24 protein-coding genes and 1 pseudogene are annotated in these 26603 nt (G+C 70.3%); 5 read left to right on the plus strand and 20 right to left on the minus strand.

Annotated elements, in window-relative coordinates; translation table 11 throughout:
* Nucleotides 1-113 precede the first annotated feature (113 nt).
* The 4 genes from ENC19_RS16915 to ENC19_RS29345 all read left to right on the plus strand — a co-directional run bounded on the left by ENC19_RS16915 (nucleotide 114) and on the right by ENC19_RS29345 (nucleotide 6630).
* Nucleotides 114-1829, plus strand: a complete 1716-nt coding sequence (locus ENC19_RS16915; protein ID WP_028674704.1) for a P-loop NTPase fold protein — start codon at nucleotides 114-116, stop codon at nucleotides 1827-1829.
* An 802-nt stretch (nucleotides 1830-2631) separates the two neighbouring features.
* Nucleotides 2632-5424: a BTAD domain-containing putative transcriptional regulator gene (locus ENC19_RS16920; protein ID WP_164448123.1), complete on the plus strand. Its 2793-nt coding sequence runs from the start codon at nucleotides 2632-2634 to the stop codon at nucleotides 5422-5424.
* Nucleotides 5421-6314 (plus strand): DUF2637 domain-containing protein, encoded by an 894-nt coding sequence (locus ENC19_RS16925; RefSeq protein WP_164448124.1) that lies wholly within the window; start codon nucleotides 5421-5423, stop codon nucleotides 6312-6314. Before ENC19_RS16920 ends, ENC19_RS16925 begins: the two co-directional genes overlap by 4 nt.
* 154 nt (nucleotides 6315-6468) lie before the next feature.
* Complete coding sequence (locus tag ENC19_RS29345; RefSeq protein ID WP_166458706.1) at nucleotides 6469-6630, plus strand: hypothetical protein; 162 nt, start codon at nucleotides 6469-6471, stop codon at nucleotides 6628-6630.
* 68 nt (nucleotides 6631-6698) lie between these two features.
* Here the strand turns inward: ENC19_RS29345 and ENC19_RS16930 are convergent, their stop codons facing one another.
* The 20 genes and pseudogenes from ENC19_RS16930 to ENC19_RS17025 form a co-directional block, all read right to left on the minus strand.
* Entirely contained in the window at nucleotides 6699-7343 is a 645-nt protein-coding gene (locus tag ENC19_RS16930) for a hypothetical protein (protein WP_166458707.1), read from the minus strand.
* A 188-nt stretch (nucleotides 7344-7531) separates the two neighbouring features.
* Entirely contained in the window at nucleotides 7532-7930 is a 399-nt protein-coding gene (locus ENC19_RS16935; RefSeq protein WP_164448125.1) for a hypothetical protein, read from the minus strand.
* Nucleotides 7931-7946: 16 nt separating this feature from the next.
* Nucleotides 7947-8528 carry a hypothetical protein gene (locus ENC19_RS16940; protein WP_309245951.1) on the minus strand — a complete coding sequence of 194 codons (582 nt, stop codon included), beginning with the start codon at nucleotides 8526-8528 and terminating at the stop codon, nucleotides 7947-7949.
* Nucleotides 8529-8590: 62 nt separating this feature from the next.
* Nucleotides 8591-9010 (minus strand): hypothetical protein, encoded by a 420-nt coding sequence (locus ENC19_RS16945; RefSeq protein ID WP_164448127.1) that lies wholly within the window; start codon nucleotides 9008-9010, stop codon nucleotides 8591-8593.
* A gap of 25 nt (nucleotides 9011-9035) precedes the next feature.
* Nucleotides 9036-9368 (minus strand): hypothetical protein, encoded by a 333-nt coding sequence (locus tag ENC19_RS16950; protein ID WP_164448128.1) that lies wholly within the window; start codon nucleotides 9366-9368, stop codon nucleotides 9036-9038.
* Nucleotides 9365-9832, minus strand: a complete 468-nt coding sequence (locus tag ENC19_RS16955; protein ID WP_164448129.1) for a hypothetical protein — start codon at nucleotides 9830-9832, stop codon at nucleotides 9365-9367. Before ENC19_RS16955 ends, ENC19_RS16950 begins: the two co-directional genes overlap by 4 nt.
* A gap of 92 nt (nucleotides 9833-9924) precedes the next feature.
* Complete coding sequence (locus ENC19_RS16960; RefSeq protein WP_235944849.1) at nucleotides 9925-10407, minus strand: hypothetical protein; 483 nt, start codon at nucleotides 10405-10407, stop codon at nucleotides 9925-9927.
* 163 nt (nucleotides 10408-10570) lie between these two features.
* Entirely contained in the window at nucleotides 10571-11557 is a 987-nt protein-coding gene (locus tag ENC19_RS16965; protein ID WP_164448131.1) for a DUF932 domain-containing protein, read from the minus strand.
* Nucleotides 11558-11727: 170 nt separating this feature from the next.
* A complete protein-coding gene (locus ENC19_RS16970) occupies nucleotides 11728-11994 on the minus strand; it encodes a hypothetical protein (protein WP_164448132.1) in 267 nt (88 codons plus the stop codon).
* 35 nt (nucleotides 11995-12029) lie between these two features.
* Nucleotides 12030-12755 (minus strand): hypothetical protein, encoded by a 726-nt coding sequence (locus ENC19_RS30330; RefSeq protein WP_235944850.1) that lies wholly within the window; start codon nucleotides 12753-12755, stop codon nucleotides 12030-12032.
* Nucleotides 12756-12836: 81 nt separating this feature from the next.
* Nucleotides 12837-14072, minus strand: coding sequence for a hypothetical protein (locus ENC19_RS16980; protein ID WP_164448133.1), 1236 nt, complete (start codon nucleotides 14070-14072; stop codon nucleotides 12837-12839).
* Between the two features lie 434 nt (nucleotides 14073-14506).
* Nucleotides 14507-14980: pseudogene (locus ENC19_RS16985) on the minus strand (M23 family metallopeptidase); the annotation flags it as partial.
* Nucleotides 14981-15087: 107 nt separating this feature from the next.
* Complete coding sequence (locus ENC19_RS16990; RefSeq protein ID WP_164448135.1) at nucleotides 15088-15897, minus strand: replication-relaxation family protein; 810 nt, start codon at nucleotides 15895-15897, stop codon at nucleotides 15088-15090.
* Nucleotides 15898-15959: 62 nt separating this feature from the next.
* Nucleotides 15960-17558, minus strand: coding sequence for a type IV secretory system conjugative DNA transfer family protein (locus ENC19_RS16995; protein WP_164448136.1), 1599 nt, complete (start codon nucleotides 17556-17558; stop codon nucleotides 15960-15962).
* Entirely contained in the window at nucleotides 17555-18814 is a 1260-nt protein-coding gene (locus ENC19_RS17000; protein WP_164448137.1) for a serine/threonine-protein kinase, read from the minus strand. The genes ENC19_RS16995 and ENC19_RS17000 overlap by 4 nt, the downstream gene beginning before the upstream one ends.
* 141 nt (nucleotides 18815-18955) lie before the next feature.
* On the minus strand, nucleotides 18956-20746 hold the full coding sequence (locus tag ENC19_RS17005; protein ID WP_164448138.1) for a VirB4 family type IV secretion system protein: 1791 nt from the start codon (nucleotides 20744-20746) through the stop codon (nucleotides 18956-18958).
* Complete coding sequence (locus tag ENC19_RS17010; protein WP_164448139.1) at nucleotides 20743-21669, minus strand: PrgI family protein; 927 nt, start codon at nucleotides 21667-21669, stop codon at nucleotides 20743-20745. Before ENC19_RS17010 ends, ENC19_RS17005 begins: the two co-directional genes overlap by 4 nt.
* A 109-nt stretch (nucleotides 21670-21778) precedes the next feature.
* Complete coding sequence (locus tag ENC19_RS17015) at nucleotides 21779-23692, minus strand: hypothetical protein (RefSeq protein WP_235944851.1); 1914 nt, start codon at nucleotides 23690-23692, stop codon at nucleotides 21779-21781.
* Nucleotides 23692-24132, minus strand: a complete 441-nt coding sequence (locus tag ENC19_RS17020; protein ID WP_164448140.1) for a pilin — start codon at nucleotides 24130-24132, stop codon at nucleotides 23692-23694. Before ENC19_RS17020 ends, ENC19_RS17015 begins: the two co-directional genes overlap by 1 nt.
* A gap of 279 nt (nucleotides 24133-24411) precedes the next feature.
* Nucleotides 24412-25233, minus strand: coding sequence for a hypothetical protein (locus ENC19_RS17025; RefSeq protein ID WP_164448141.1), 822 nt, complete (start codon nucleotides 25231-25233; stop codon nucleotides 24412-24414).
* Between the two features lie 778 nt (nucleotides 25234-26011).
* Here ENC19_RS17025 and ENC19_RS17030 point away from each other — a divergent pair.
* Nucleotides 26012-26521: a hypothetical protein gene (locus ENC19_RS17030; RefSeq protein WP_164448142.1), complete on the plus strand. Its 510-nt coding sequence runs from the start codon at nucleotides 26012-26014 to the stop codon at nucleotides 26519-26521.
* Nucleotides 26522-26603 lie beyond the last annotated feature (82 nt).

Raw genomic sequence — 26603 nt, forward strand, 5'->3', positions numbered from 1 at the left:
GTTCCCCGAAGGCGGTCGAACCAGGATCGCCCGTAGGTGACGCCCGTGCCGCTCACCGCCCCGGCTTGGTAGTGTCCTCACCCGCGCGGCTGACGGTTCGATGGGAGTGCCGGATGGAGTTCAGTCTCATCCCCGACCAAGCAATCGGCGAGGCCCATACCCGCAACGACGACGGACTCGGTTTCGACACCTATTCCCGAATCCTGGCCAGCGCCGCGACGAACACGCGCGGCCCGTTCACGATCGGCGTCTTCGGCGAGTGGGGCACCGGTAAGACGAGCCTCATGCGCCTGATCGAGCGGCGTCTCGCCGACGACCCAAACGTGGTGACCGTATGGTTCAACGCCTGGCGATACGAGCAGGAAGAGCACCCGATCATCCCGCTCGTCGGCACAATTGTGCAGGCGCTGGAAAAACACAAGGGATTTGCCGCTAACTTCGGGGCGGCCGGCAAGCGCCTCGTCCGGTCGTTGCGGGCGATCGCGTACGGGTTTTCGGCCAAGTCGAAGGTGAAGGTACCAGGCTTCGCCGAGGTGGAAGCGTCTTTCGTCGCCAAAGATATGATCGAACGTGACGAGCGGCTCACGCCTGACCCGCTACTCGACCGCAGCCTCTACTTCGGAGCCTTCAACAGCCTGGACAAGACGAAACTCAAAGACACGCTACGGGTCGTCGTGCTCATCGACGACCTCGACCGTTGCTTTCCGGACCAGGCAATCCGACTACTCGAGAGCATCAAACTGGTCCTCGCCCAGCCCGGCTTCATCTTTGTGCTCGGCGTCGCCCGCAAGGTGATCGAGGGATATCTGCAGCACCGTTACACCGAGGAGTACGGCATCGCGGACTTCAAGGGTGAACTCTACCTTGACAAGATCGTCCAGCTGCCGTTCCACATCCCGCCGTCAACGGGCCGGATGGGCGCCTTCTGTAAGCTGCTGCTCGCCGACCAACCGATGACGGTTGCTGCAGAGCTCGACCCGGTGCTGCCGGTGGTGGCACAAGCGCTGGGAGGAAACCCGCGTGCACTGATCCGGTTCGTCAACAACATCCTCATCGACTACGCGATCAGCCAGGACCTCACCGGCTTCGTCGAACCGGGTGGCATTCCGATTCGATTCTTCGCCGTGACCCGTTGCCTGGAACACCGATGGCCGGAGGTCTTCGACGCACTGACCACATCGGATGAGGTCGCCAAGGCGGTGAAGACCTGGACGCCCGACTCATACGCGGCACATGCGGCCGGCACCGGCCCGGCCGCGACGGTGGCGACGCAACTGCTATCCGATCCAGAGCTGCGGCTGTTGCTGAAGGGCGTGCACGGCCACGAGTGGCTGACTGATCCGGTACTACGGGGGGCGAGCGTGAGCTTCCTCTTCGCCCAGCAGCGGCTCTCTCAGTTGGACACGTCCGAGGTCAGCGTTAAGTACGACGCCTTCGTGTCCTACGAGTCCGAAAACCGCCGCGAGGCCATCCAGATCGTCGAGGGGCTATCCCAGGCTGGTCTGCGAATCTTCTTCGACCAGCACATCAGTCCCGGCGCGGACTGGCAGGAGACGCTGTCAAGCGCCCTGCGTTCTTCAAGTGTCCTGCTCTTCTGCGTCGGGCCGCGCACCGGCGAGTCGCAATGGCAGACCCAGGAGCTGGACCTCGCAATCGACCGCGCGGAAGCGCTAATCATCCCCGTCCTGCTCGCCGGCGCGGATCTCTCCACCGCTCCCGACTTCGTGCGGCGCCGGAATGGGGTAGACATGCGCGATGGCGTCTCCGTGCAGGGCGTAACACGGCTCATCCAGGCCATTGAGTCCCGGCGCCGCCGCCCCACATCGTAGGCGGCAGACAGGGAAAAGCGGCGACAGGCCACGATGGAGGCTGTGGCCATAGTCCCTCGGTCGGAGGAACTGTGGCCGGCGAGGGAATTGCCGGTAGTTGTTCATCGTCTGCTGCTGGGATGCCCGCGTTGGTCGTACTACCGGGAGACAATTCGACTGGTCGCGCCGACGGTGCTCCGTGCGCCGCCAGTCTCACCGTCCAGTTGCAGCTATCCACCGCAGTTCCACGGCCAAGCGGGTGCGCGTCCGCACCTCGACGAGCACTGAACCCGACATCCGCTAGCGCGGACGAATATCGCGGAATGGGCACCCGAGGCGCTGCGCCTCACTCGGAGTTGTTGGCTGCCGCCGGATGGACGCGACTGCGGAGCGGACCGGCTTCCCACCGGCCCACGCGGTACGGCAAGCACGGGTCGAGTTAGCCGGCTGGCTACGGCCGCCACGCCCGCCGAGGTGGGTTCAAACAACATGCCAAGAAGCGTCCGCCGATCCCACCAGTCCCCAGAAAATCGGAGCGGTTGGCCGGAACAGGCTCGTACGGACACTCCCTGCCACCGCATGACCGAGAAACGCGGGATTGCCGAACAAAGCGCGACGCGCCCGGCGACGGCCGAGTCTCATGCCGCTACCCATTGCCCGCTGGGCTGCGTGGGCGTGGCATGGCCCATAACGCTGTGACCTGCGGTTGTGAGGTGGTGTGAGGAAGTGTGAGGTGCTGTCAGGTCCTTCACCCACTGCGGCGGCGTACAACGCTCCTACGGTCTGTCTCATCAACCGCTGCGACGCCGGAGGGAGAGGGGCCATGGAGAAGCGCGCCTCGACAGCAGTCGTACGCACCGCCACCGCTGCTCTTGCGCTGGCACCCCTAGCGCTGCTCTACCAGGCCGGCTGGTTCACCATCGGTGAGCTATCTACGGACCGGCTTCAGGCGTGGGTGCATCAGCCACTGACGACCGGCTTCATCACCCTGCTGGCGTATACCAGCGCCTGGCTGCTGTGGGTACTCCTCATGACTGCCGTCGCCGGTCACACTTACCGGTACCTCGCCGCCCGCCTGCGGTGGCACCTCACTTTGCACCTCCCCGGCCCCTTGCAGGCACTCGCGGCGACGCTGCTCGGTACCACCGCCGTCACCACCGCCGCCCTTCCCGCCACCGCGCACGGCCACACCGCAGCAGATACCGATCCCCCTGCGGTGACACCACCAACCTCCGACGACGCCCCGATCCGCGATACCCCGCCGGCCTGCCCTGCACCCTCCCGGCTAGGACTCGCGGTCACCTCGCCCCCGACAACCCCCGCCGTACCGACTCCAGAAACCCTGGACAGCCAAAGGGATTTCACCCGTCCCACCACCCCGCCCGCCCTCGTCCGAGGCCACACCGACGCCCGCGCCACAGATCGAAACCCCGCCAGGACCATCGACGTCACCGCCGGAGACACCCTGTGGGACCTCGCCGCCACGCACCTCGATGACGCGACCCGGTGGCGGGAGATCTACACCCTCAACCAAGGACACCCCCAGGCCAACGGCTACGCCCTCACCGACCCCGACGAGATCCATGTCGGCTGGACCCTCGCCCTGCCCGCCCGCCAGACCACCCCAGCGCCCGACTCCGAGACCTCTGCCACCAGCGGCCCCAACGCCAGCACACCGGAGGCCACCGAGTCTGCCCCACCGACGACGCCGCCCAGCGCCACGCCAGCCCCCAGCAGTTCAGAATCGAGCCCGCTACCGCCGAGCACCACCGCACCCAGCACGCCCGACGACCAACCCGATGAGCCGACACCCGTACCCGGCACCGATACATCCCAGGACGAGCCTGACGATGCCGGGATCGCCCTGCCTACGCAGGGCTGGATGAGCCTCGGCCTGGCCGCCGCCATCGCCGCCGTCGCGACACTGCTGCGCCTGCAACGACGCCGCCGTGCCCGGCTCACCGTCGCAGCGTCTCCCAGCGTCGCGCCGCAGCCCTCCCCGATGCCGCGATCCCTGGCCGGAGTCGACATGATCGGCAGCCGCCACCTCGGCACCGGCAGCGGCGACCACCGGCCCGCCACACCGGCGGTGCCCGCACCGGTCGGTGTCGGCCCCGACGCGACCGAGATGAGCCTGTTTGACCTGCCCGGCCCCGGTATCGCTCTGCACGGTCAGGGAGCCGTCCCGGCGGCCCGTGCCATCCTCGCCGCCGTCCTGAGCACCAACGCGACCGAGACCGCCGTTCTACGGCCGGTGGTCGTCACGACCACGGGCCTGCTCGCCCGGCTTCTGCCAGAGGACGCCCCGGCGGTCGGGCTGGACCCCGACGGCACCGCCTACGACGGAGAACGACTCGTCGTGCTCGCCGACACAGCCGCCGCCATCACCCACGCCGAAGAGGAGATGATCGGCCGTAGACGGCTGCTGGACACCTTCGACGCCGACACGATCACCGACCTCAACGCCCGCAGCGATCACGCCGAGACGCAACCGCCGTACGTGCTGCTCATCGAGTCCACCACCCGGCACGCCGCCCGCCTCGAAGCCGTCGCCGCCCACCACGCCGCCTTGGACCTGCATTCGGTCATCCTCGGCCCGCACGACGGCATTCCCACTATCGAGATCACCGCCGAGGGCACCGTCACCGGCGACGGAGGGCACCAGGTGGCCCGGCTGTCCACTCTCGGCGCGGATGACCTCGCCGCTGTCCTCGCCATGCTCACCGACGCGCTAGCCCGTCCCGAGGCCGGCGCTGACGTCGACGACCCACGCGCCGAGACCTTGCCCGCCGCGGTGACCGTCGAGGCGGCCGAGCCGGTGCCGGCCCAGTCCGAGGACGCGGCGGCCCTGGTCCGGCTTCGGGTGCTCGGCCCGGTCACCGTCATCACCGACGCCGGTCCGATCGCCACCGGAATGCGCAGCGGCTCCTACACCGTGCTCGCCGTCCTGGCCGCTCACCCCGCCGGTCGCACCCTCGACCAGCTCGCCGCCGCCCTGCACCCCGACGTCGACCCGGCCGCTGCCGTCAAACGCGTCCGCACCGACATCACCTCCGCCCGGCGGGTGCTGCGTGCCGCGACCGGCCACGACGAGCCCATGTTCATCGTCTACGACCCTGCCACCGGCCGATACCAACTCGACCCGCAGACCGTCACCGTGGACCTCTGGCAGATGCTCACCGCCATCGACCAGGCCACCAGCAGCGACGACGAGGCGACGACGCTCGCTGCGCTACGCCGGGCAACCGAGCTGTACGCAGGTGACTTCGCCGAAGGTCACGACCACGCCTGGGCCACCGACTACGCCACCAGCTACCGCCACCAGATTCTCACCGCCTACGCCCGCATCGCCGAGATCCTCGAGCCCGACCACCCCGACCAGGCCATCGCCGCCCTCGAACGCGCCGCCGACCTCGACCCCGTCAACGAGGAGCTGTACCAGCGGATCATGCGCATCCACGGCCGGCAGCAGCGCCCTGATGCCGTACGACGCACCCTGCGCCGGCTGGAGGAACGCCTCGCCGACCTCGGCGACGCCGAACCATCACAGGCCACCCGCCGCGTCGCCGAACGCCAACTCCGACCCGTCGCCTCGGCCAATGGAGGACGGCGATGAACGAGAGTCGGCTCCAGCGAATGCAGTGGGCCGTGCGGGCGACGCTGGCCCTCGGCGTGGCCGCCTCGGTCACCGCGAACATCCTGCACGCCCAAGCGAACCCGATCTCCCAGACCATCGCGGCATGGCCGCCCCTGGCCCTCCTGATCACCGTCGAGCTGGTCACCCGCATACCCGTCTACCGCCGCGCGCTCGGCGTCATCCGGATCGTCGCCGCCTCGACCATCGCCGCCATCGCCGCCTGGATCAGCTACCACCACATGGTCGGAGTCGTCGCCCGATACGGCGAAACCGGCACTGTCCCCTACCTCCTACCGCTCTCCGTGGACGGACTGATCATCGTCGCGTCGGTCTCCCTGGTAGAACTGGCCGCCCGCCGCCGGGAAGCCGAGAAGACACCGTCGGCACCGGCCACAACGGCGACCGCATCCGCCGCCCCAGCGTCGGTGCAGCAGCCGCCGGAGCCAGGTGACGCCGGACCCGCACACCCACGTCCGGCACTTGAAGGCCAGAGCATCGACGCCGACACGCCGCGCCTCGATGTCGTACGCGAGCCCAACCAGCGCCCAGCCACCGACCGCAGCTCGGGCGACACCAGGCTCAATCACGCTCCCGACAGTGCGTTGCACGGGGATGACCTGCCCGACGTCGGAGACGACGCGGACGAGGACGTGGATCTCGCTGCGGATCTCGTGCCGCTACTGCCCGCCGCGCGCGTCGCCCGGGACGAGCTGATCCGTGAAGGTCTCACCGTCAGCCGTGATGCCCTCGCACGCCGGCTACGCAGCAACGGGCACTCGATCCGCAACAGCGCGGTGTCAGAGCTGCTCGCCGCCCTTCGACAGGAGACGCGATCGGTCAACGGTTCCCGCCCCACTGCCCAGCTCTAGCGACCCCGGCCTCGTCGTTTGTCTTCACCACAGAGCTGTGTCCCCGGCCCGGCCCGCGATGGCGGGCGGTCTTGATCGGCGCGTGGAGGTCGGCGTGGATAGGCCGGGGTGCCCGACCGGACACCACGACGAACGCTGTTAGGAGGAACCACGCATGACTGACCAGCCATCCACGCGCCGCACTGTCGAGGTTGACGCTGACGTGTACGACGTGTTGGAGCGTACGGCCGCCAACCGAGACACCGACGTCAACGGTGTGCTGCGCTACTTGATCGAGGTGCCGACGCCCCGGGCTTCTGCCGACGACGAGGACTGAGTGCGCGCAAGACAGGTCGCCCGGCGCGCCATGGCGGGCCGGGCGACGCCCGTCAACGCTTGTGCCGTCTACCCGGTCGAAGCGACGGCAGCGGCGAGCAGGCGTTGGGCGGTGCGCTCAGTGATGTCGAGTTGCCCGGCGAGCGTCACACCGAGCCCGCGCCGATCCTGCCCGGCGGCGTCGGCCTCGGCCAGCAGCGTGATAGCGGTGTGGAGCCGAGGGTCGTCGGCGTACGGGTGTGGTTTGCGGGCACCGGTCGTGCCGGGGGTGCGGCCGGTGGACTGCCTCCCGGTACGGGCATCCGCGACGGCCCACACCGTGCGCCGATACCACAGGCGACGGACCCGTCCGTCCGACAGTTTCTCGATCCGGTCGGGGTGGTCGAGCAGGGTATCGGGCAGGTTGCGGTACGAGCTGTATCCGAGGACCCTCGCCGCCGCGCCCGAGCCGATGAGATCCTCCGGGTCGCCGCGGCGGTCGACCTTTGTCAGCTCGGCGCGTTTCGCCGCCAGGTGCGCCGTGTGGAACGCCTCGATGTCGTCGAGCCAGTACCACTCCTTGCCGTCGTGCGTGAAGCCGTGTGGGAAGCCGAAGCGGGCGCGGTGGCGGTGCCAGTGGTTGACGGTGGTGTAGGCCGCGCCGGTGTGCGCGGCGACTCCGGCCCGGTCGAGGGCGGTCCGTCCGTCGATGATGCGTCGTGCCACGTCGTTCATCCTCCCCTCCGGCTAGCTGGGAGCGGGGCCCGCGTGACCGAGGTGGGTGTGACTCGGGCCGTAGGATCGGCCATACGCCTGTCTCGGGTAGAAGCGGCCGTGTGGTCCGCAGGTGACCCGGGTGGGCGAGGTGGCCGGTTGGGGTTGCGCGCACCCTCGGGTGTGCCCGCCGGCCACCGCCCACCTCGTTACTCCCGTGGGCGCAGTACCTTCCATGCCACGTGTGCCATGTGGTCGATGCGCAGTGCGGCCAGTTTCGCGCGGGTGGGGGGTTTGAGCGCGTCGTACACGGTCAGGATCGCGGCGGCGGTGGTCGCGTCCACCAGCACCCCGTCGATCTTGCGGCACGCGCCGCCCTTCGCCTCCCGCAGCAACTCGATCAACCGTGGGTCACCGGCTGTCGCGTCGTCGGGGAGCGCGTCGATGTCGGCCAGTCCTTCGCAGTCGGGGCAGGTCACGAGGTGCGGGTCCTCGGTGACGCGGCTCAAGGGCACGCTGTCTGTGCCGCACACTGGCCCCATCCGGCGGCGGGCCTTTGCGTGAGTGAAGGCGGGCCACCCGTGCCGCCCCGTGTTGTCGGTGGTCATGTGCCTCTCCCGTCGATTAGGTCCAGATGCCGAGTGGGTGGCCGGGGGCGATGCGGCCTCGGCCGGGGGCCAGGGTGTGGAACACGTCGGAGTACCTGTCGTGGAGTTGGCCCCGGGTGCGCATCAGGTGTTTGCCTCGGGTGAGCTTCGCGGGCAGGGACTCGACCACCCGGCCGATCAGCCCATACAGGTCCCGGGCCTCGACGAGGTCGGCGCACCCCTGGCACGCCGACCAGCATTCGCCCCACGCCTGGGTGAAGGCGTGCTCGGTGTCGGTGCGGCGTACCCGCGCCGCGTGGTGCCGAGACTGGTAGTCGCCCACGGCGACCACCTGGGCGGTAACTCGGCGGGCGTCGGTGACCTGGTTCGCGCACCGGTAGATCCAGGCCGCGCCGGGTGCGGAGCAGAAGTCACACTCGATGATCGGGGCGGGGATCTCGGTGAGCGGTGCGGGCTCGGGGCGGTGGTCGCTGGGCTGGCCGCGTTGCTCGGCCGCGTGCAGGTACTCGACGATCATGCCGAGGTTGTTGAAGCGGATGTTGAGCGCGCGACGGCAGCGGCGGCAGTAGAACGACTCCGGGACCGGCGCCGTGCTCACGTCGATAGCTACCGCCTCAGGGCCAGGGGCGGATTCCTCGGGGTCCGGGACGTGCGGCGCCATTACCGGCCGCCTCCATCCTGGTTGCGGGTGTGCTGCGGCCAGGCGGGGTTGGCCGGGTCGAGGGTCAGCCCGAGACGCAGGCTCGCGAGGTCGACCACCCGCCGCAGCAGGCTCGCGGTTCCGCTGCTGAGGTCGGCGTCGTAGTCGTGGGCGATGCGGCAGGCGAAGCGCAACGCCACGCACGCGGAGGTGAGCGCGGCCTCCAGCGCGGCGCGGTCGTCCGCCCGGGTGGCTCGCCTGACCTTCGCGGCCGGGTAGGTGCGCTCGTCGCCCTTGGGGAATCGGAGGGTGTATCGGCGGGCGTAGGTGGTGTGCGGGGTGGAATAGTCGACGTCGGTGACAGTTCCGAGGCGGTACTCGACCGGGTCGGTCGGCTTGATCACCCGGGCGGTGTCGCCGTACTCCAGGGACCGGTACATCACAACTCCGTTCACGGGGTGAGGGCTAGCTGGTGGGGTGGTCGACTTCGCCGCCGCCGTTGATCTCGAAGGCGATGAGGCGGTCGTCGGTTTCGGTGGTGTCGGCGTGCAGGTAGAGGTCGTCGGGGCGGCGTTTGACGCCGATGGAGACGCCGTGCACGTCGAGCACCACGTACGCGGTGCGATCCCCGGGTTCGCCGGGGTAGACGCGCAGGTTGAGCCGGGTGATTACCTCGGCGCAGACGGGGTCGATCGAGCCGAGTAGGGCGAGCGCGTCCGCGAGTTGTGGGCCGTTGAGGGTGCGTTGTCCGTCGCCGAGGCCGCCTGTGTCCTCCGGCGGATCAATCGGGGGCGTCATGCCGGCCGCCCCTCGTCGGTCGTCACGGGCTCGTCGCCGGGCGGATTGGGTGGGAAGGCGGGGAGGATGCTGGCGAGGGTGCTGCCATCCGGGTCGTCGGTGATGGCGGCGCAGGCGATGAGCGCGACTGCGGCAGCGGTGGCTTGGGCCGGGGTGTAGCGCACGCGCACGGTGCGGGTGCCGTCCGGGGTGGTGGCGCGGACCTCGACCCGGCCCGGCTGCCAGGTCGCGACCGGCAGCCGCTCGTCCGGCACCGCCTTGACGGTGCCGCGCAGCGCCTCGCGAAGTGCGGCGCGCAGGTGCTCGCGGCGGCGGGCGGCAATCGCCTCCCACCTCGACGCCGCTTTCTCGTGGGCGGCGCGGTCGTCGCCGGTGGCGACCGCCGCGCGGGCGTGGAAACGCTCGGCGTTGCCGGTGGCGTGGGCGAACTCGGCAGCGAGGTCGAACAATCGGTCTGGATTCATGCGGGTACTCCGTCAGCGAGTCGAAGGGGTGTCGCCGGTGGTGCCGCGCGGCCTGGGGTCGAACCGTGGCCGCGCGGCACACGTCGCGGCGGTCAGGGATGGGCGGCCGGTGGCCCGTCGGCACCGTCGGCGGTGGACGGTGGCCATGCCGTCCCGCAGTCAGTGGGGAACGGTGGGGCGGCCTTCACGTGAGGTAGGCCGGGGTCGAGTTTCTGACCGGTGCGGTCGAGGCTGATCGCCCCGTACGCGGTCAGGTGCGCGCCCACGGCGAGGGCCTGCGCGCCGGTGAGCAGCACGACGAGGCGACGGCCCTGCCTGTCGTGGACGTGCAGCTCGACGTGGCCGTTGGTCAGTGGCCGGACCGGCAGGAACCGCTCGACCTGCGCGCCTTCGGGTGCCGTCGCCCAGATCGCCGAGCAGAGCTGGTCCCACTGCTCGCTGCTGAGGGCGTCCCACTGCTCGGCGCGAGTGGTCAGGGTGGCGTGTTCGGCGTGGGTGGCGGAGTGTTCGGCCATCGCGTGGGCGACCTCGGCCGCCGCGAAGTGGGCACACACTCGGTTGGCCAGCGCAATCATCGAGGTGGCCGTCGGCGCCGGAACGTGCAGAGGCGTAGCGGCGGGCTCCGGTTCCGGCGCAGCCGCAGCGGCGGGAGAGGCGGGGACGGATGCGGTACCGGTAGCGGGGTGTCCGCCGGTACCGGGGCCGGGCGTGGTGGCCCGGCCCCAATGCCGGCCCACCTCAGACCGCCAGCAGCTCGAACGCGCGGGCCTTCAGGTCCGCACCGGCACCGGTCAGCGCCCGCGTCGCCCGCACTCGGTCGGTCTTGGCGGGGGCGAAGTGATCGACATACTCGGTGATGGCCTGGTATCCGGCCCACCGGGTGCCCGTGATCGCCTTCTGCGTATCCGCGTCACGGATGAGGTACCGCAAGGTGTTCGTGCGCTGCTTCGCGTTGTTCTTCGCCGTGTCCGAGGCGTCGTCCGCGAGGGGCCACACCTGCGCGACGATCTTCTCGAACTCGCCCATGGTCAACGACTCGTTGATCATCTTCTCGGCTTCGGTCTCGAAGTCAGCGAACGCGCGCCACATCAGCCCGAGGGCCTGCCGCGCCTCGGCCATCTTGCTCGTGACGTTCGAGGTGTGCCGAAACGTGTACGAGCTGCGCGACCGCTGGTAGGCCAGTGCCTGGGTGTTCGCACACACGATCCGCACCGGGGTCGCGTCGAGGCGAAGAGCTGCCGTGCCGTCGTGGCTGGTGGTGGCCGCGAGGTAGAGGTCCATGTCGTCCACCCCGGCGATCCGCATAGCCTGCGGCAGCTTCATGGTGACGAACACCGAGCGACCCTTACGCATCGAGCCGGCGGTCTCGAAGTGCGCGCCGGAGGCGTCGACCAGGAGGTTGAGCGTCTCGGCAACCTGCTCGTTCTGCACCACCGAGTAGTCCTCGCCCACCACCCCGAGGTACTCGGTCTCACCCGTAACCGGGTTGGTCCGCACGGTCATGTACTTGTCGGGGCAGTCGACCTTCGTCACCCCCCGCTCGGTGACCTCGATGCCCTGAAGGGCGATCTTGCGGACCTCCCAGCCACCGAGCCACGCCTTGCTCATGACCTCCTGCGCGGTCATGCACGAGTCGGTGACCGTGCCGAGCTGGTGCCAGGCGGTCAGCCTCGCGGAGGCGAACGCCGTCTGACCGTTCGCCAGCGTTTCGAGTTCGTGTGCCACGGTGGCACCCCTTCCGGTTGTGGTGTTCAGGTGGGCGGCGGGCCGGGGGTTGCGACCCCGGGCCGCGCCGCCAATAACAATGTTTCCTACCTCCATCGGCCGATCAAGGCGATCGGTTCGAGTCGATCGAGGTTTCTGCGGCGAATCTGACGCCCGCCGCCGGGTGTGGCCTACCGGGTGTCGGTGGCCGGGCGAATGCGCCCGTCCGGGCCGTACACGTACGTGCGGACGGTTTTGAACGGGGCCGGTAGGTAGACGGTGAATCCGTGTTCGGGGATGAACCGGGTTCGGTAGTCGCGGGTGATACCCAACAGGTACCGGTCGGGTTTGTCGCCGTGCGACCCCGGCGGGATGATGCCCGCCCCGGGCCGGTCAGCACGGGCGCGACGGTGCCGACCGATCGCCAGATGCGGGCACAGCGACAGGGCGGCGGTCATGCACTCGGGGTGCCCCGGCGGGTCCGAGTAGCGCATCAGCTCGGCCGCGCGAGGTCCGCCGAGGAACACCACCCAATACCCCATCGGCTCACCGCACAGCGAGCACCGCCGTTCGACGGCGAGGCGGGTCGAGACGGTGGTGTTGATCGTGGTGAAGTCCACATGCGACCCGCCGCCGGGGTTGGGGTGGATGTTGACCGGTGGGATGGGAGGCCGCGCCGCGCGTCGTGGGGACGCGCGGCCAGCGACGGCGGGATATCGGGCCGGTCAGCGGGCGGGCCGGTGGGTGAGGTGCCGGTCACCGCACGATCGGTCCGGGCGTCGGTCACGGTGACGTGTGGTTGCTGTGACCGCAACACGGCGTACGCCTGTTCCCATTGCGCCTCGGTCAGGTACCGCGTGACCGGTTCGAGGTTCGCGCCGGTCATCGTCGTGGCCATGACGCCCGCCTCGTCCGCCGAGTCGAACACAGCCACCCGGTCGCCCCCGGCGACCATGTACACGCACGCCTCGTCGGCGGGCCGGGACATCGAGGCGGTACGGCGGTGCTCGGCCAGCCACCGGCCCACCACCTCTGCCGGGTCGCCGGTCAGCGTCCCGGTGTCGTACGCCTCGTCATCGAGCCAGGCGAGGTGATCGGCGACCGTCCAATCGGGGTGGATGAGCCAGGACTGCCGGACGGCCTGCCAGATGGTCAGCCGTGCCTGCGTCGGTGTGTGGACGTGGTGGTACGGGTTGGTTTGGTCGTGGGGGGTAGTCATGGTCCGTGCCTTCCGTTCGTTGTGGGTGGGCGTGCGGGTGCCGGGGCCGGGCATGGTGCCCGACCCCGGCGGGGCGGTAGGTCAGGCCGCTACCGGCGCGGCGGTGGCCTCGTCGGTGCCGGCCTCGTCGGTGCTGGTCTGGTCACCGGCGGGCGGGGTGGTGTCGGCCTGCGGCGGGGCCATGAACGCGCGGACCTCGGCGGTCGGGGCGGGCGGGTTGTCCGCGAGGGCGTACGTTTCCGGGGCCTCACGGGTCAGGACCAGCACCCCGAACCCCGTCAACTTCTCCATGCCGTTGCGGACCGCCCCGGGGCTCCGCCCGCCGATCTCACGGGCGACGGTGCCGGGGGTCACGTCGTGGCCGGGGCCGAGGTCACGCATGAACGCCTCGACCCGGTTACGCAACTCGTTCTTGCCCAACTTGGCCGACCCGTCGCTGTTGATCTCACCCGTGGTGCGACCGATGCCGGTGGCACGGCGGGCCGAGGGACGGCGGATCTTGCGGGTGTGCCCGCACGTCGGGCACGTCGAGTGCGTCGGCGCGTTAGCCGGGTCCACGGTGGCGAGGTCACCGTCCCCGATGACCCACAGCTCGTTACCGTCCTCGGTGACTGGCAGGCGACGGGCGGCACCGGCAACCTCCATCGCGGCTAGGATGGTGTCACCCATCGCCACCGACAGGCCACTCTCCCCGATCGCCGCGTCAGCCGTGACCCCGTCCGGATGCCCACCCAACACCCCAGCCATGATCAACACCTTGAGGTCAGGCTGACGCGGGCCGACCGGTGCCCCGGACACGGGAGCACCGGACACCGGGGCCTCGGGCAGGGGTGCCTCGTCGGCCGCGTCCGGCGTCGCACCCGTGCTGGCCTCGCCGTTGGTCGTGGCCGTCGTCGGGTCGGTTGGCGGGGCGTCCTCGGTTTTCGGCTCGTCGGCGGTGGCCGGCCCGTCGTTGTCGACGGCGGATTCGTCGGCCGCGTCTCGCGTCGCGTCCGTAGTGGCCTCGTCGTCAGCGGTGCCCGTCGGCGCGTCGGTGGCCGGGGTGTCGCCGGTGGGCGTCGGCTCGTTGTCGGCGCTCTGGTCGGTGGTGGCCTCCCAGGTGTCGGCGCTCCTGCGGTTGCCCTTGGCCGGGTCAGGGGTGCGGGTGGCGGTACCGGCGGCTTCCATGGCGGTGAGCGCCTCGGTGACGACCGGCAGCGGCAGGTTCGCCGTTCCGGCCAACTTGCGGGCGGTGACGCCGGGGTGCTCGCGCAGCGCCTCGACGACGGCGGACCGGGCCTCGTCGGTGCCGGGGGTCAGAACGATGTTCGCGGTCATGGCAATACACCTCCACAAAAAGGGGTCGACAAACAGCGATTCCACGTACGCGTGATGCGTATTGTTTGCGGTTTCGCCGGGGCGGTTTTCGTTGCCCACGTCCATGGACGCTCGATGACCAATGGTTGTCAACCCCGCCACCCAAGACTCTTTACCGGGGGCGACACAACACCGCTTCCATCCTCCTATCCGGAAACCCTTACCGCCGCACGGTGCGCCATTAAACGACCCCAATTGGACGCTGCGCCACGTTCGGCGCACCTCCCCACCCCGCACAGGGTCGGCACGGGTGCGACCCGCATACGTTGTCTTACGGGGTACCGGTTTTCGGGATGTCAACCATGACGCCACGCGTCCGGCAAACCCAGACGCGCGACGGTCACCGCACCCCACGGAAGCGAATTCACATGGTGCGGGAAAATCACTTCACGGCTTTACAGCACTACGCCTCTTTGCCGCATGAACGGCACCGGGTCAACCGCATTGTTGCCGCCCTCGTGGATCTCGTAGTGCAAGTGGGGGCCGGAGGAGTTTCCGGAGCTTCCGACGCGGCCTATCGGCTGCCCGGCGATCACCGTCTGCCCGACCGTTACCGTCGGCTGCCGGACCATGTGGCAGTAGCGCGAGACGATGTCACCAGCGTGGCGGATGTCGGCGTACCAACCGCACCCGCCGAGGCCGGGGTACCCGTCGCTGTCGCACGGCATCGGCGCGCCGGTCGGTTCCCATGACTCACCGCCGACGTTGCACCGTACGCGCACCACCACGCCGTCGGAGGCGGCACGGATGACGGTGCCTTTCGGGGCCATGATGTCGACCCCGTCGTGGCCGGGCCGATCGGCGGTACGGAAGCCGGAACCAGCCGTGCCCACCACCGGGCGAGCCCATCCAGAGGCGCTGATCGGCGCAGCGCCACCCCCGGCCCCACCCCCGCCGAACACCGACGAGACGACTCCTGCGGTAGCGGAGGTGAGCAGCAGCAACGCCACAGCAGCCCCCACCGCGACCCACAGCGCTACCCGTCCCACGCCGCACCACCCGGTGCGGGTAGGTCGGCCAGACTCACCCGGACGGGGTGGCCGACGATGCGCCAGACCGGCCCCGTCGGGCCGCCGGACGCGGCGGCGTGGTCGGCGGCGGCGGTGGCCATGCTCATTCCGTCCGGCAGCCCGGCCCGGCGCAGGTGGGTGTGCAGGTTGGTCTCACGGGCGGCGGTGGGTAGCCAGAACAGCACCGGGTACGCGCGGCGGGGCGGTAGTACGCCGTAGCCGGTCAGCTTGCCCACCACCCGGCCCAGGGTTTCGGTGCCGAGGTCGACCTCGACCCAGAACGGCACCGTTCGGCCGTTGTCGGCCCACACGCCGTGCCCATCCGGGCGGACCAGGTTGCCGCACGCCTCCCGGCAGCGTGCCTCGTTCCACCACCTGACCAGCCGCGCGGCGGGGCGGGTGCGGGCATGGCCGGTGAGGGCGACGAAGAACCCGTTCACCGTGAGCAGGTGGGTCAGGGTCGGGGACATGGCGAGGCGGGCTGTGGCGTCGCGCACAGCCGCCGGACGGGGTAGCGTCTCGCCGCGTCCGGCCGCCAGCAGGGCCGCCCCGACCGGGCCGAGGGTCCACCTCCACGCTTGCGACCCGGGCCGCTGGTAGTGCCGGAACCGGTCGAGGATGTCTCGATCATGAAGGGTGTTGAGGCGGTTGCGGGCACGACCGACGGACCCGAAGGCCAGGTCGACAAGCTGATCGGTGGTGAAGGTTCGGTGCTGGTCGAGCAGGTCGAGCAGGAGCCGGTCTCGGGGGGTGAGGCGGCCGAGTTCGGCGGCCACGACGGACGCCGTGAGGCGCAGACTGCCGGTGGCAGATGTGCGGGTAGGAGGGATATCTCTTATCAGTCGGTTCCGGTCCACGGGTCCTCCTCACCCCCGTCCACGTGCGCGTACGACGTATTCAAGGGGGCGTGTTCACCCGGCTGTTCGTGGTCGTTGCGTTCCTCGTTGGATCGCTCGTTAGACCTCTCGTTAGAACCCTCGCCCCGAGCAGCGAAGGTGTTGCGACCCACCAGGTCACTGACCGCAGCGTCGACCGGGACGGAAGACTCGGTGGTGGCCGTGGCGGTAGCGGCTTCGCTGAGCAGTCGCCGCCGCTGCTTCACCGGCAGGCCGGTGTGATAGCGGGCCGCGCGGCGCAGCTCGCCGGCACGCCCCGCGATGGCCGGCGGCGGGGGCTCAGTGTCGGCGGTAACCGGTGGGACGACCCGGCCACCGGCAACAGGGCGCAGGACGACTTCGTAGCCGCCGAGGCGGATCAGGTCCCCGTCGTCCACATAGGGCCGCAGATGCCGGGCCTGGTCGATAGCGTCGCGGGGGGCGAGGGCGAAGTACACCTTGTTCCGGGCGTTGGCGTCGATCGCCTCGACCATGTCCCCCGACAACTGCCCGAGGTACTGATGCGCCAGGACGAACGAGGTGTGCAAGCCGCGAGCCTCGGCGAGGGCGTCATCGAGCCCGATGGGCAGATGCAGGATGTTGTGACACTCGTCCAGCACGATCATGGCGTCGGGGCGGTCGTCTTCGGGGATGCGGGCGCGGGCGGTGGTGGCCTGCCACAGCCCTGCGAGGAGCAGGGAGCCGACCAGGCGGGTGCCGTCCTCGCCGAGAACTCCCTTGGGTAGGCGGGCCAGTAGGACGCCGCCGTCGAGGATGTCGGCGAAGGAGAACGTGGTGGCCGGCACCCCAAACACGCTGTTCGCCATCGGGTGAGCGAGGACGAGGCGCAGTCGGGACAGCAGCGGGGCGATCAGGCCAGAGCGCTGCGTGGCGGGCAGTTCGTTGAAGCCTTGCCAGAATTCGCCGAGGGTGTTGCCCTCCCAGGCGTTCAGCCTGCTGGTGGCGGTGTCGACCCGCGCGGTTCTCCACTCGGAGTCGGACAACAACCGCGGTAGCTGGGTGAGGGTGGCGCCTTCGAGGTGGGCGAGGGTGAGTAGGCCGTGGTAGCAGATGTCGGCGGTGCGGTGTCCCCACCAGCGGGACCACACCTTCGCCATCACCGCCGTGAGGTTCGCGGCCACGTCGTGCGGACTGCCGCCGTGCACGGCCGGGTCGAGCAGGTTGATCGCCGGTGGCGCGGCTCGTTCGTCTGGGTCGATGAGGACCAGGCGGTCACCACAGTCTTTTGGTAGCCGGGCGAGGAGGTCTCTGATGAGGTCACCCTTGGCCGGGTCGAACGCGGCCACGCCACGCCCGGCTGCAACGTCGTCGAGGATCATCCGCATCAGCAGAGTCGTCTTGCCCGTGCCGGTGGGCCCGAGGGCATGCAGGTGGTAGCGGCAGTCGGGCAGGGAGATCCCCACTCGCATCGGCGGTCCGGCGTTGGCGACACCGATGACTTTGCCGCCGAGGCCGTGCCGCTCATCAAGTGGTACCAAGTTCAGCCTGCGGCTGTCCGGGTGGGAGGTGCGCACGGGTGCCGTGGTGTTGGTCTTGTTCATGGGGAGCTCCAGGCGGTTGGCGAGTCGTCGTTTTCGGTCGCACCGGACTCCGCCTGCGTCGCTGAGCGGCGGGTTATCACCCCACCGGAGGTCCGGAAGATGTCGCGGGTGGCGGCCCGGCGGCGTGACGCCGCGCCAGGCAGGCCGTAGACGGCCGGTTCGGCGGGTAATCCGGCGAGGGCGGCGGCTTCCACCACAGAGACGAGGCTCATCCGGGCCTCGGACATCCATCGGTCGGCTGCCGCGACCGCACCGCGCCGTAGCCGACGGCGAGTGAAGTGCGCCGACAGCAACCCGAAGCCGGAGCTGACATCAGCAGCGGCAGCGCGGGCGGCGGCCTTGGTGGGACCGGCGGCGACCGTGCGTACGGCGACGAGCAGGTGAGGTGCGTCGGCGTACTTCGCCCGCGCCTGCCGGGCCAGTTCGGCCGTGTACGGGTCGGTCGGATTGCTGCGCCGCTTCGGGCTCGACGGGCTGGGTGTGAAGATGTTCAAGACGCCGATGATCAGCATGTGCAGCCCATCGGCGAGCAGCCCGACGGCGCGGGATGCCCCACGGGGGCGGCGGGCGCGTTGCGGGTTGGTCATCGCCCGGCGTAGCACCCGCAGACGATGAGCCGGTGCCCGGCCGAGGTGGACTTGCAGGATTGCGGCGCCGGTACGCCCAGCTGAGGCGAGCCCGCCATAGACGGCTCGCAGCCGGTCTTCTTCCGGTGCTCCCGCGTCCACGCCTCGGCGCGGGGCCGATGTGGTGTTCTCGACCAGGGGCAGCCACTCTGGCTGGGTGGGCCAGACCGCGAGGGTAACGACGGCTCCGGTCGTCGGGACGGCCGGTGGGCGGGTCTGTTCGGCTCGTGCGCCGGGCCAGCCGCGTTGCAGCAGCCGCACCACGGCGGTCGGGTTGACCCCAGGCGGTAGCCACAGCCCGCAGCGCATCCCCTCCGGGTCGGCGGCGACCTCCCATACCAGCCGGGCCGGACGCAGCGCCCACCGGCGAGGCGCGGGCAACACGGTAGCGAGCAGCCGCCACAGACCGACCGTCGCGGCCGGTGTGGCGGTCACCGGCGGGGTGATCTCCAGCCACCGCGCGGCGGCAGCGTGCCGCCGCCAGATGTGCCGCCGCCACCACGTCCACCCGATCCGTACGCCGATGAGCGCCGCGACAGCGGCGAGGATCATTGGCCACCGGTCGCGGACAAGACGCCATACGGCGTCGGTGGCGTCGTTACCCCAGGAGCCGCACAGCAGCTCACCCACAATGGAATCGGGAACGCCGCCCTGGCCGGGCATACAGCCAGCGGGAACCGAAGGCGACGACGGCGGGGGTGGAACCAGCGTGAAGGAGGCAACCATCGCGAACTCCGATCGGCAGTGGCGCAGGGCGGTTCACAGTCCAGGTCAGCGGCGGCGAGTGGGCGTGCCAGTGACTGGGCCGGTGACGATCAACTCGTGCTCGGTCGCGGAGGCGTGGCTGTGGAAGGCCACCCGCGCGGACCCGGCCGCGAGCAGGGCGTCTCCGCGTTGGCAGGACAGCAGGAATGCCCGCTCGCCGTCGGTGAGCCCAAACGCCTCGGCGACGGCGTCGATCGCTTGCGGTGCCTGCCTGAGCAGCACTTGGGTTGCTGCGTTGGAGACGACGGCGCGGCCGGTCTTGGTGGCGAGGACGTCGGCGGCGTCCTGAGTGACGACGGTCAGGCCGGTGCCGTACTTGCGGGCGGACTTGGCGAGGGTCTCTAGGAACCGGCCGCCGCGACCGCCGGAGAGCAGCTTCCACGCCTCGTCCACCAGCACCATCCGCAGCACATCCGGCCGCTGACCGGAGGCGGTAGCGCCGCGTACGGTGCGCCAGATCGTGTCCAGGGTGAGCAGTGTCCCGACCGGATGAAGTTGCTCGGGGAGGTCTTTGATGGCGAACACCACCAGGTGCCCAAGTGGCGCGGTGGTGGTCGGCCCGTCGAATAGGCCCTTCATGCTGCCGGCGACGTAGGGATGCAGGCGGGCTGCTACTCGACGGCCGGCGTCGTCGGTGTCCTCTAGCGCGGCCACCACGTCGGCCAGCAGCGGCGCCGGTCGCTTCCAGGTGCGCGAGTCGGTGGTGATGCCCTTGGCCCGATACGCGGCCAGCACCGCCACGTCGAGGGATCGAGCCTCGTCGCCGGGCAGCGGCGGGCTGACGGCGGTGTCGCCGCTAGCCATGACCGCGACCAAGGTCTGCATGAACCGTGCCCGGTCGTGGAGGGCATCGTCGCCGGGTGGCAGGTCGAGCGGGTTGATCTTCACCCCTGACGCGCCGAGACGGATGACGGTGCCGCCGACCGCGTCGGCCAAGCGTAGGTATTCGTCTTCGGGGTCGATGACGAACGCCTCCACGCCGAGGCACAGGTTGCGTAGCAGGTCGAGCTTGGCCAGGTACGACTTGCCTTCTCCGGAGCGGGCGAGGATGACGGCGTTGTAGTTGGACTGCGCCCACCGGTCCCAGACCACGACGCCGGCCGAGTGCAGGTTCAGCCCAAACAGCACCCCCATGCCGCTGTCCCCGGCGGTGTCGGGCAGGACGGGGCTGGTGAACGGAAACGCTGCGGCGAGGGCGTCGGTGTCGAAGACCCGTTTCATTCCGAGCGCGTCGAACGCGAGGGGTAGGCCGCTGATCCAGCCCTGCAACTGCCGCCACGTCACGGGCGCGGTGTCCAGCAGCAGCGAGGAGGCCAGGGACCGCACCTCGGCCACCCGCTGTCTGAGGTCGTCGGGGTTGGCGCCGTGGACGGTCAGGTAGAGGCCGAGGCGGAACAGCCGCGCCTCGCCCCGGGCGACCCGCGTGGCCAGCTCGGCGGCGTCGGCCGCGGCGGCGTCGAGTTCGGGATCGTCGAGGCGACCCCTGGCCGCATCCTGCCGACGGGAGGACTCGAACCGGCCGCGCTGCTTACGCAGCCGCTCGGAGGCCACCGCCGGCGCGACGGGCTCAATGTGGAACGCTGCATCGACCAGGCCCGGATAGGACAACAACGGCTCGGCCCACCCCGGCCCGACCTCGGCCGGGTAGCCGACGACAGCCAGGGTGGCGCTGTAGCCATCCCCGACCCGCACGAACCGGCCGTCGACCTCGACGGCATCTGGAGAACCGGGCAGGATCGCCGCCCTCTCGGGCACAGTGGGCCGCCGCGTCGGCAGCAGTGGGGACAACAGGCTCACAGGTCGTCACCTCGGTCAGATGTGGAGTAGGGCGTGAGGGCCGGGGCGGCGGGGTCGAGGCTGGCCGCGAGCCGCACCGCCGCGTCCGGCCCATCGAGCAGCCGGGCGGGCACCTCGCAGCCGGCGAGGGCGCGCACGGTCTCGGCCGCTGTGTGGGCGGTGTGGTGCGCGCCACGTCGGCTGCGTACGGCGACGGTGATCTGTCGGTGCAGCAGTTCCCGCCGCGCGGCCAGGTCATCGAGGAATGCCACGTGCGCGTTAGCGGCCTCTTCCAACGCCGAGTGCGGCAGTCCCGGGGCGGCGGCGAGGAACCGGTCGGCGAGGTAGGTCAGGTCCACCCGCTGCGCCCGCACCACGATCTGCGCCGGACCGTCGAGGCTGTGTAACCACCGTGCGAACCCGGCCACCAAAGCGTTCTGCTCGCCTGAGGTGCGCAGCCCAAACGCCACCGTCGAGGCGGCGACCAGGCCCGTCGTGCCGTCCGAGCCGAGGTCGATCAGCCCATCGACGGTGATGCCCTTCGCGGGCAGCCGCAGCGGTGCGGGCAGCGGCAGCCGGTCACCCGGCCCGGCGGCGGTCTGCACCCACGCCGGAGCGGGGATGACCGGCCCATCGGCCGGCACGAGCCGGCGCGGGCTGCGGCGGTGCCGCAGCGCCGCGAGGACCCAGGCGTCGAGGCTGATGCCGTCACGGCGGCCGACCGCGAGCAGGAACGCCCCAGCGGCGACCGGCATCGCCCCCGCGAGGAACACCACCGGATGCACGAGCGTCGCCACCGCCGTCCACGCCGCATACAGCAGCAGGCCCGCCACGGCGAGGATCACCAACTGCCGTCCCGACATGCCGAACGCGATCCGATCAGCGCGCTCGATATCGGCGGGCACCCGAGCCCGCAGCGGGGCCTCTTCGCTGCGGCGGCTCATCGCTGATCACCCCTCGGCTTCGATGACGAACGCCGCACCGGACCGGACGGTCGAGCCGGCGGTGGGGACGGTGACGGGCCGGTAGGGACGGCGCGCGGACCCGCCGATGTCACACCGCCCGACGGGGAGGGGCGCGGCGGGGCCGACCGCTGACCGTCCGGGGCCGGGGGGACGGACGGGGCCGGTGGCCGGGGCCGGGGCGTGCTGGGCGTGGCTGCCCGCCGGGCGGTGGACGGCTGCCCGGGTTGGCGACGGGTTGCCCGCTCGGGGTGGCGCGCCGCGCCGCCGTGGGCCGTGTCCCCGGGGTCGAGGTTCGTCGTTGCCCGCCGGGTGCCGGTGTGGCCTGGGCTGCGGAGAACACCGGCGTAACCGGGGCAGGTGGCCGGCGTGGGGCGCTCTGGCGTGTTGGTGCCGCCGAGAACGTCACCGCTGGTGCCGGACCGCCACGCGTGGGTCTCGGGGTCGTGGTGGTGGCGTCGCTGAAGGCGACCCTGGCCGGTGGCGCGACCGGGGACGGCTGACTCGGCTGGGCCGGGTCCGGGTGAGAAAACTGCACGGCCGGGACACCACCGGACGGCGGTGCCGCTGGTGTGGACGGGGCTGCTGGGCGGCTGAAGGTCGGGGCGGCGTTCGTCCCGGACGGCGCGGACAGCGGCGTATGGGTGACCGGTGCATGACTGAACGCAGCCGGTCCCGGCGGGGACGGCGGGACCGGAGCCGTCCCCGGACGGGGCGGGCGAGGTGGACGGGCCGGACGGGGGCCACCGGGCAACGGACGGGGACCGGACGGACGAGGTGTCGTCCGTCCGGCGGTCCGCGCCGGGCTCGCGCCGCCAAGGAGGCCGGCCGCTGCCCCGATCGTCTTGAGCATCAGGAAGGCGTGGACGAGTTGCCCGAGCAGTCCTCGGCCGTTGCGCTGCCCGAGCGGGCCGAGGACGAACTGTCGCATCCAGCCCGGCAGTTTGATCAGCAGCCACAGCATCGTCAGGCACACCACGACGCCGAGGAGGCCGTGCCCGGTGGCGGGTATGCCCATCACGGTCGGTCCGGCAGGGGTGAGGAACACCTTGATGGCGGCCATGACGACGATGGCTTGAGCGAGTTGCAGGCCGAGGCAGGCCAGCGTGCAGCGCCACCACAGGTGGGCCACGCCCTCGGTGAGCGGGCTGGCGTGGCAGATCAACGCCGCCGGGGCGACACCGAACAGGATGACCAGCGCCGCCAACCGCAGCACGAACGTGAACTCCACGACGAGGCACATCACGATCACCGCGATGACCAGCAACGCCATCAAGAACCCGCCGCCGCGCAGGGCGTCATCCACGACCTGCCGGATCACCGTCGCGGCGCTCGGGCCGTCGATCGTGTTGCCGGCGATGGCCACGGTCAGCGCGTTGGTCAGCTCGATGGCCTTCTGCCCGATGATCAGGCTGCAATTGGCCAGGACCACGCCCACGGCGATGCGGGGTAGCACCTGCTTGAGGCCGTAGGAGGTTTGCAGGGTCTCCCGGGCGGTGACCAAGAACCCTCCGGCCACGATAAACAGCACAATGACGCCGTTGGCGACGACCAAACTGGTCGTCCAGATCGCCTTCACGTGCTCGTTGACGGTGAGGTCCGGGGTAGACAGCCACGATTCGCCGAGGGCTTCCATCACCGGCTGCAGGGCCTGTTCGGCGGCCCACACCACCAGGTCCACCACGGCCTTACGGACCTGACCCCCGACGTCATACCAGGCCGGATCACCGCTGACAGAGGGCTGGCCGGGCGTCGGGGCCGGGCCGGGAGTCGGTGCCGGCGCGGAGGGAGACGGATCCACCCCCGGCGGGCGGACGCCCGGGTCAGGCACGCCGGGCGTCGGCGGCGTGCCAGGTGCGATAGCGGGCGGGCCGGGTGCCGGGCTCGGCTCTGCGTGCGCCGGCCCAACCCAGGTCAGGGCAAGGCCGGCAAGGATCACCACGCCGAGCAGCAGCAACGCCACCGGCCGGACCACAGAGCGGGATCGGATCCTATGGGCAGCCATCACGCCACCCACGAGCCGACGATGGTCACAAACAGCGGCGCGAGCAACGCGAGGGCATAGCCGATCGCGGCGGACCGCAACGCGAGCTTGGCCTTCTCGACCTCGCCGGGATCGCCGTTCGCGGCCAGATACCGCAGGCCGCCGACGGTCAGGAACAGCGTGGCGACGGCGACGAGGATGCCAACGAGCCAGGCACGGATGTTGTTGGCGACCTGCTGGATCGACTCGGCGGCCAGCACCACCGGGGCGGGCTCGGCCGCCCACGCCACGTGCGGCACGGCAACGAGCGCAGCAGTCACCGCGGCGGTGAGGAGTAGCAGCGCGGCGCGGAAAGTCCGAGGACGGTATCGGGACGGACGGCGGACGGACGGCCGCCCGCAGTTGCCGGCCCCGAGGCGGCGGTCCGCCGCCTCGGGGCGCGGGAAGGGATAGTGATTCATGGGTTGGGCACCTCCGGTGCGCACGACGACGCAGCCCGCAGCGGGGCGTGGGTGCGCGAGTGGGTGGCGAAGGCAGGACCGGACGATGCGGGGTGACCTGTGGTGCCGACCGGCGCGGCCGTCCTCCTCACCAGAAGCGGCGGGTGGGCCGGGGACCGTACGGGTGTCAGCGCCGTCAACGGGTCCGGTCAGAACAAGGTCACCTGCGCGGAAGAGTCCCGCACTAGGGGATTACAATTCCGAGCCCCGGATTGGAGAACCGCAGCTCAGGCGCGCTGCTTACGGACGCTTCCGGGCGGTGGACGCGTCGAGGACCACCGTCGCAGTGGCCTCGTTGACCACATCGGCGTACGGATCGGACAGCTCACCGGACTCGATCGCGGCCCGCAGCCGGGCGACGGCGGCGGTGCGCCGCTTGTAGAGGTTCCAGCGCGGCTGGCCGGTGCGCTCGGCGTAGGCGGTGAGGCTGACCTCTTCCAGGTACGTCGCGCCGATCAGCTCGGCCTCCTGGACGGTGATTGCCCCGGCGGTGACTGCGCGGGCGAGGACGAGATCCGGGTGGCCGTACGGGGCCGGCGGCAACACCGCGCCCGGGGCGTGGTTCGGTGCCCCGGACGAGGTGGGCTCCAGGTCACGCAGCTCGGTACGGGCCTTGGAGAACGCGGCGGACAGCAGGTTGCCGACCACGCCCGGCCTGTCCAGGTCGACCGTGCCGAGAGCGCGCAGGAATTGCTCGACGATGGCGGCCTGCACATCACCGGTGAACAGCTTGGCCAGCAGGTACGCCTTGAACCGCAGGCCCGGCAGCGCGACGCCGACCGAACCAGCGCTCCACGCTGGGTCTCCCGTGCGGGCTTGCTGCACGAGGAGTCGCCACGCCGCGTCCCGGTCGGCGTACCCGCAGGATGGGTGCATCAGGATCGCCGACAACTCGGGCAGGGCGATACGACGGCGGGGCAACCCCTGGCCGAGGGTTCGGCCGTCCACCGACAGCGGGTTCGGACCCTGCCCCATCAGGTGGAACCGGTACTCGATGTCGTTGAGCAGAGTCTCGCCACGCGGCCCGGCGGCCGGGCCACTGGCGGGGGTACGACAGTCCATGATGGTGCTCCCTCGTGATGACGGTGTGCCGTCCGACAGGAGTGCCGGTCGGCGCTGTGCCACCACGCCACCAGGGCCTTTGAACAGATCATGAACATCGGTGATCTTGTTCAAGGCGTCTCGACACGTGTTCAATCCCGGCCGCCGCCGACATTCGTTCATGCGTCTCGACCTCAGCCCGCCGGCATTCCCAACCAGGTGTGCAAGCCGTAGCGAGGCTGTTCAAGGCCCTCCGTACCGGTTACAGCCGCTTCGAGACTGCGCCCTGGAACACAGGCCCCACGACTCAGGCAACGGCGTCAAGCAGGATGGCCCAGGAGCGCCTCCTGCTGGTTGCGCTCGCACCCCAACGCGATCTTGGTTAAGGTCCAGGGCCGCTGAGATGGCTCACGTTCAAGCCGTTGACGATCCCGGTGAATCCGGCAGGGATCTTGTTCAACCTGACATGATCGTGTCGGCGTTCCACGACGTCAGGCCAGTACCTGGGCCCTCGTCGACACTCGCCTCGCCGGCAGCTATCGACAACGGCGTTGGTCCTCCCGGTGGCTGCCGCACCGCCATGATGAGGAGGTGATCATCCTCGGATACCGGGATGGTATGAACCGCCGATCCTGCGATCGCTGCTGGTCGACGGATCTGACGTGATGTCGCACGCGCTGTTCTGGCCCACTTTCCTTGCACCGTCGGCGTAGCCGCGTCGAAACCGAACGCCTTCGATATCGATCCCGCCGACCTGGAGCAGATCGTCGACGTCTTCCTCGACCCGCACAAATGGCCGGTGTTCTCCCTACCACTCGTCGAGCCCCGTCGCCTGCACGTCATCATGCGCAACGTCGAAGACGAGGGCGGCATCGACTACGTGCTCGATCCAGGCACCGGCGACGCGTCGATCCCCCTCGCCGCCATGGAGGGACACTTCCGAGGGCCGGCGTTCACATGGCCGAAAGTCGTCGCCGCAGCGCATCAGCCGGATCCAAATCACACCCCGGCCGAGCGGCTACTCCTGCTCGTTCCGGCCTGCGCCGAGAGCAGTTGCCCGCACGAGGCCGTCGACCTGGTCGCGGAAGCCCTGGCTGCTGTCGGCGCCCGGTCCGGCGTGCGTCAGATCAGCGAAGAACTGCTCAACAGCCGCAGGTACTGGACGCCGTGCCGATGGGAATACGTCGATGACGTCCTCGTCGGCCTCGGACCGCACACCTACCGCCGCCACGGATGTTACCTGTCGCCGGAACAACTTCACCTCATCGCCGCTATCCTCCAGCCCGCACCGAACGCCGCACATCGGTAGCCCCCAGGCAGGGCAACCGGTTGACCAGACGTGGCCGGGGGCAGGCGTCCCCTACGGATCTCATCGTTCGTTGCTGGTTGAA

This window comes from Verrucosispora sioxanthis (genome assembly GCF_010560025.1).
Taxonomy (GTDB): domain Bacteria; phylum Actinomycetota; class Actinomycetes; order Mycobacteriales; family Micromonosporaceae; genus Micromonospora; species Micromonospora palythoicola.

What these genes read in the sequence shown, in the direction of transcription:
- ENC19_RS17025 (WP_164448141.1), bottom strand. Translation starts at nt 25,233, where the DNA reads ATGGACTGTCGTACCCCCGCCAGTGGCCCGGCCGCCGGGCCGCGTGGC.
- ENC19_RS16935 (WP_164448125.1), bottom strand. Translation starts at nt 7,930, where the DNA reads ATGACCACCGACAACACGGGGCGGCACGGGTGGCCCGCCTTCACTCAC.
- ENC19_RS16945 (WP_164448127.1), bottom strand. Translation starts at nt 9,010, where the DNA reads ATGTACCGGTCCCTGGAGTACGGCGACACCGCCCGGGTGATCAAGCCG.
- ENC19_RS16970 (WP_164448132.1), bottom strand. Translation starts at nt 11,994, where the DNA reads ATGACCGCCGCCCTGTCGCTGTGCCCGCATCTGGCGATCGGTCGGCAC.
- ENC19_RS16930 (WP_166458707.1), bottom strand. Translation starts at nt 7,343, where the DNA reads ATGAACGACGTGGCACGACGCATCATCGACGGACGGACCGCCCTCGAC.
- ENC19_RS17015 (WP_235944851.1), bottom strand. Translation starts at nt 23,692, where the DNA reads ATGGCTGCCCATAGGATCCGATCCCGCTCTGTGGTCCGGCCGGTGGCG.
- ENC19_RS16980 (WP_164448133.1), bottom strand. Translation starts at nt 14,072, where the DNA reads ATGACCGCGAACATCGTTCTGACCCCCGGCACCGACGAGGCCCGGTCC.
- ENC19_RS16920 (WP_164448123.1), top strand. Translation starts at nt 2,632, where the DNA reads ATGGAGAAGCGCGCCTCGACAGCAGTCGTACGCACCGCCACCGCTGCT.
- ENC19_RS17010 (WP_164448139.1), bottom strand. Translation starts at nt 21,669, where the DNA reads ATGAGCCGCCGCAGCGAAGAGGCCCCGCTGCGGGCTCGGGTGCCCGCC.
- ENC19_RS16950 (WP_164448128.1), bottom strand. Translation starts at nt 9,368, where the DNA reads ATGACGCCCCCGATTGATCCGCCGGAGGACACAGGCGGCCTCGGCGAC.
- ENC19_RS16960 (WP_235944849.1), bottom strand. Translation starts at nt 10,407, where the DNA reads ATGATTGCGCTGGCCAACCGAGTGTGTGCCCACTTCGCGGCGGCCGAG.
- ENC19_RS29345 (WP_166458706.1), top strand. Translation starts at nt 6,469, where the DNA reads ATGACTGACCAGCCATCCACGCGCCGCACTGTCGAGGTTGACGCTGAC.
- ENC19_RS16955 (WP_164448129.1), bottom strand. Translation starts at nt 9,832, where the DNA reads ATGAATCCAGACCGATTGTTCGACCTCGCTGCCGAGTTCGCCCACGCC.
- ENC19_RS16915 (WP_028674704.1), top strand. Translation starts at nt 114, where the DNA reads ATGGAGTTCAGTCTCATCCCCGACCAAGCAATCGGCGAGGCCCATACC.
- ENC19_RS30330 (WP_235944850.1), bottom strand. Translation starts at nt 12,755, where the DNA reads ATGACTACCCCCCACGACCAAACCAACCCGTACCACCACGTCCACACA.
- ENC19_RS16925 (WP_164448124.1), top strand. Translation starts at nt 5,421, where the DNA reads ATGAACGAGAGTCGGCTCCAGCGAATGCAGTGGGCCGTGCGGGCGACG.
- ENC19_RS17020 (WP_164448140.1), bottom strand. Translation starts at nt 24,132, where the DNA reads ATGAATCACTATCCCTTCCCGCGCCCCGAGGCGGCGGACCGCCGCCTC.
- ENC19_RS16995 (WP_164448136.1), bottom strand. Translation starts at nt 17,558, where the DNA reads ATGAACAAGACCAACACCACGGCACCCGTGCGCACCTCCCACCCGGAC.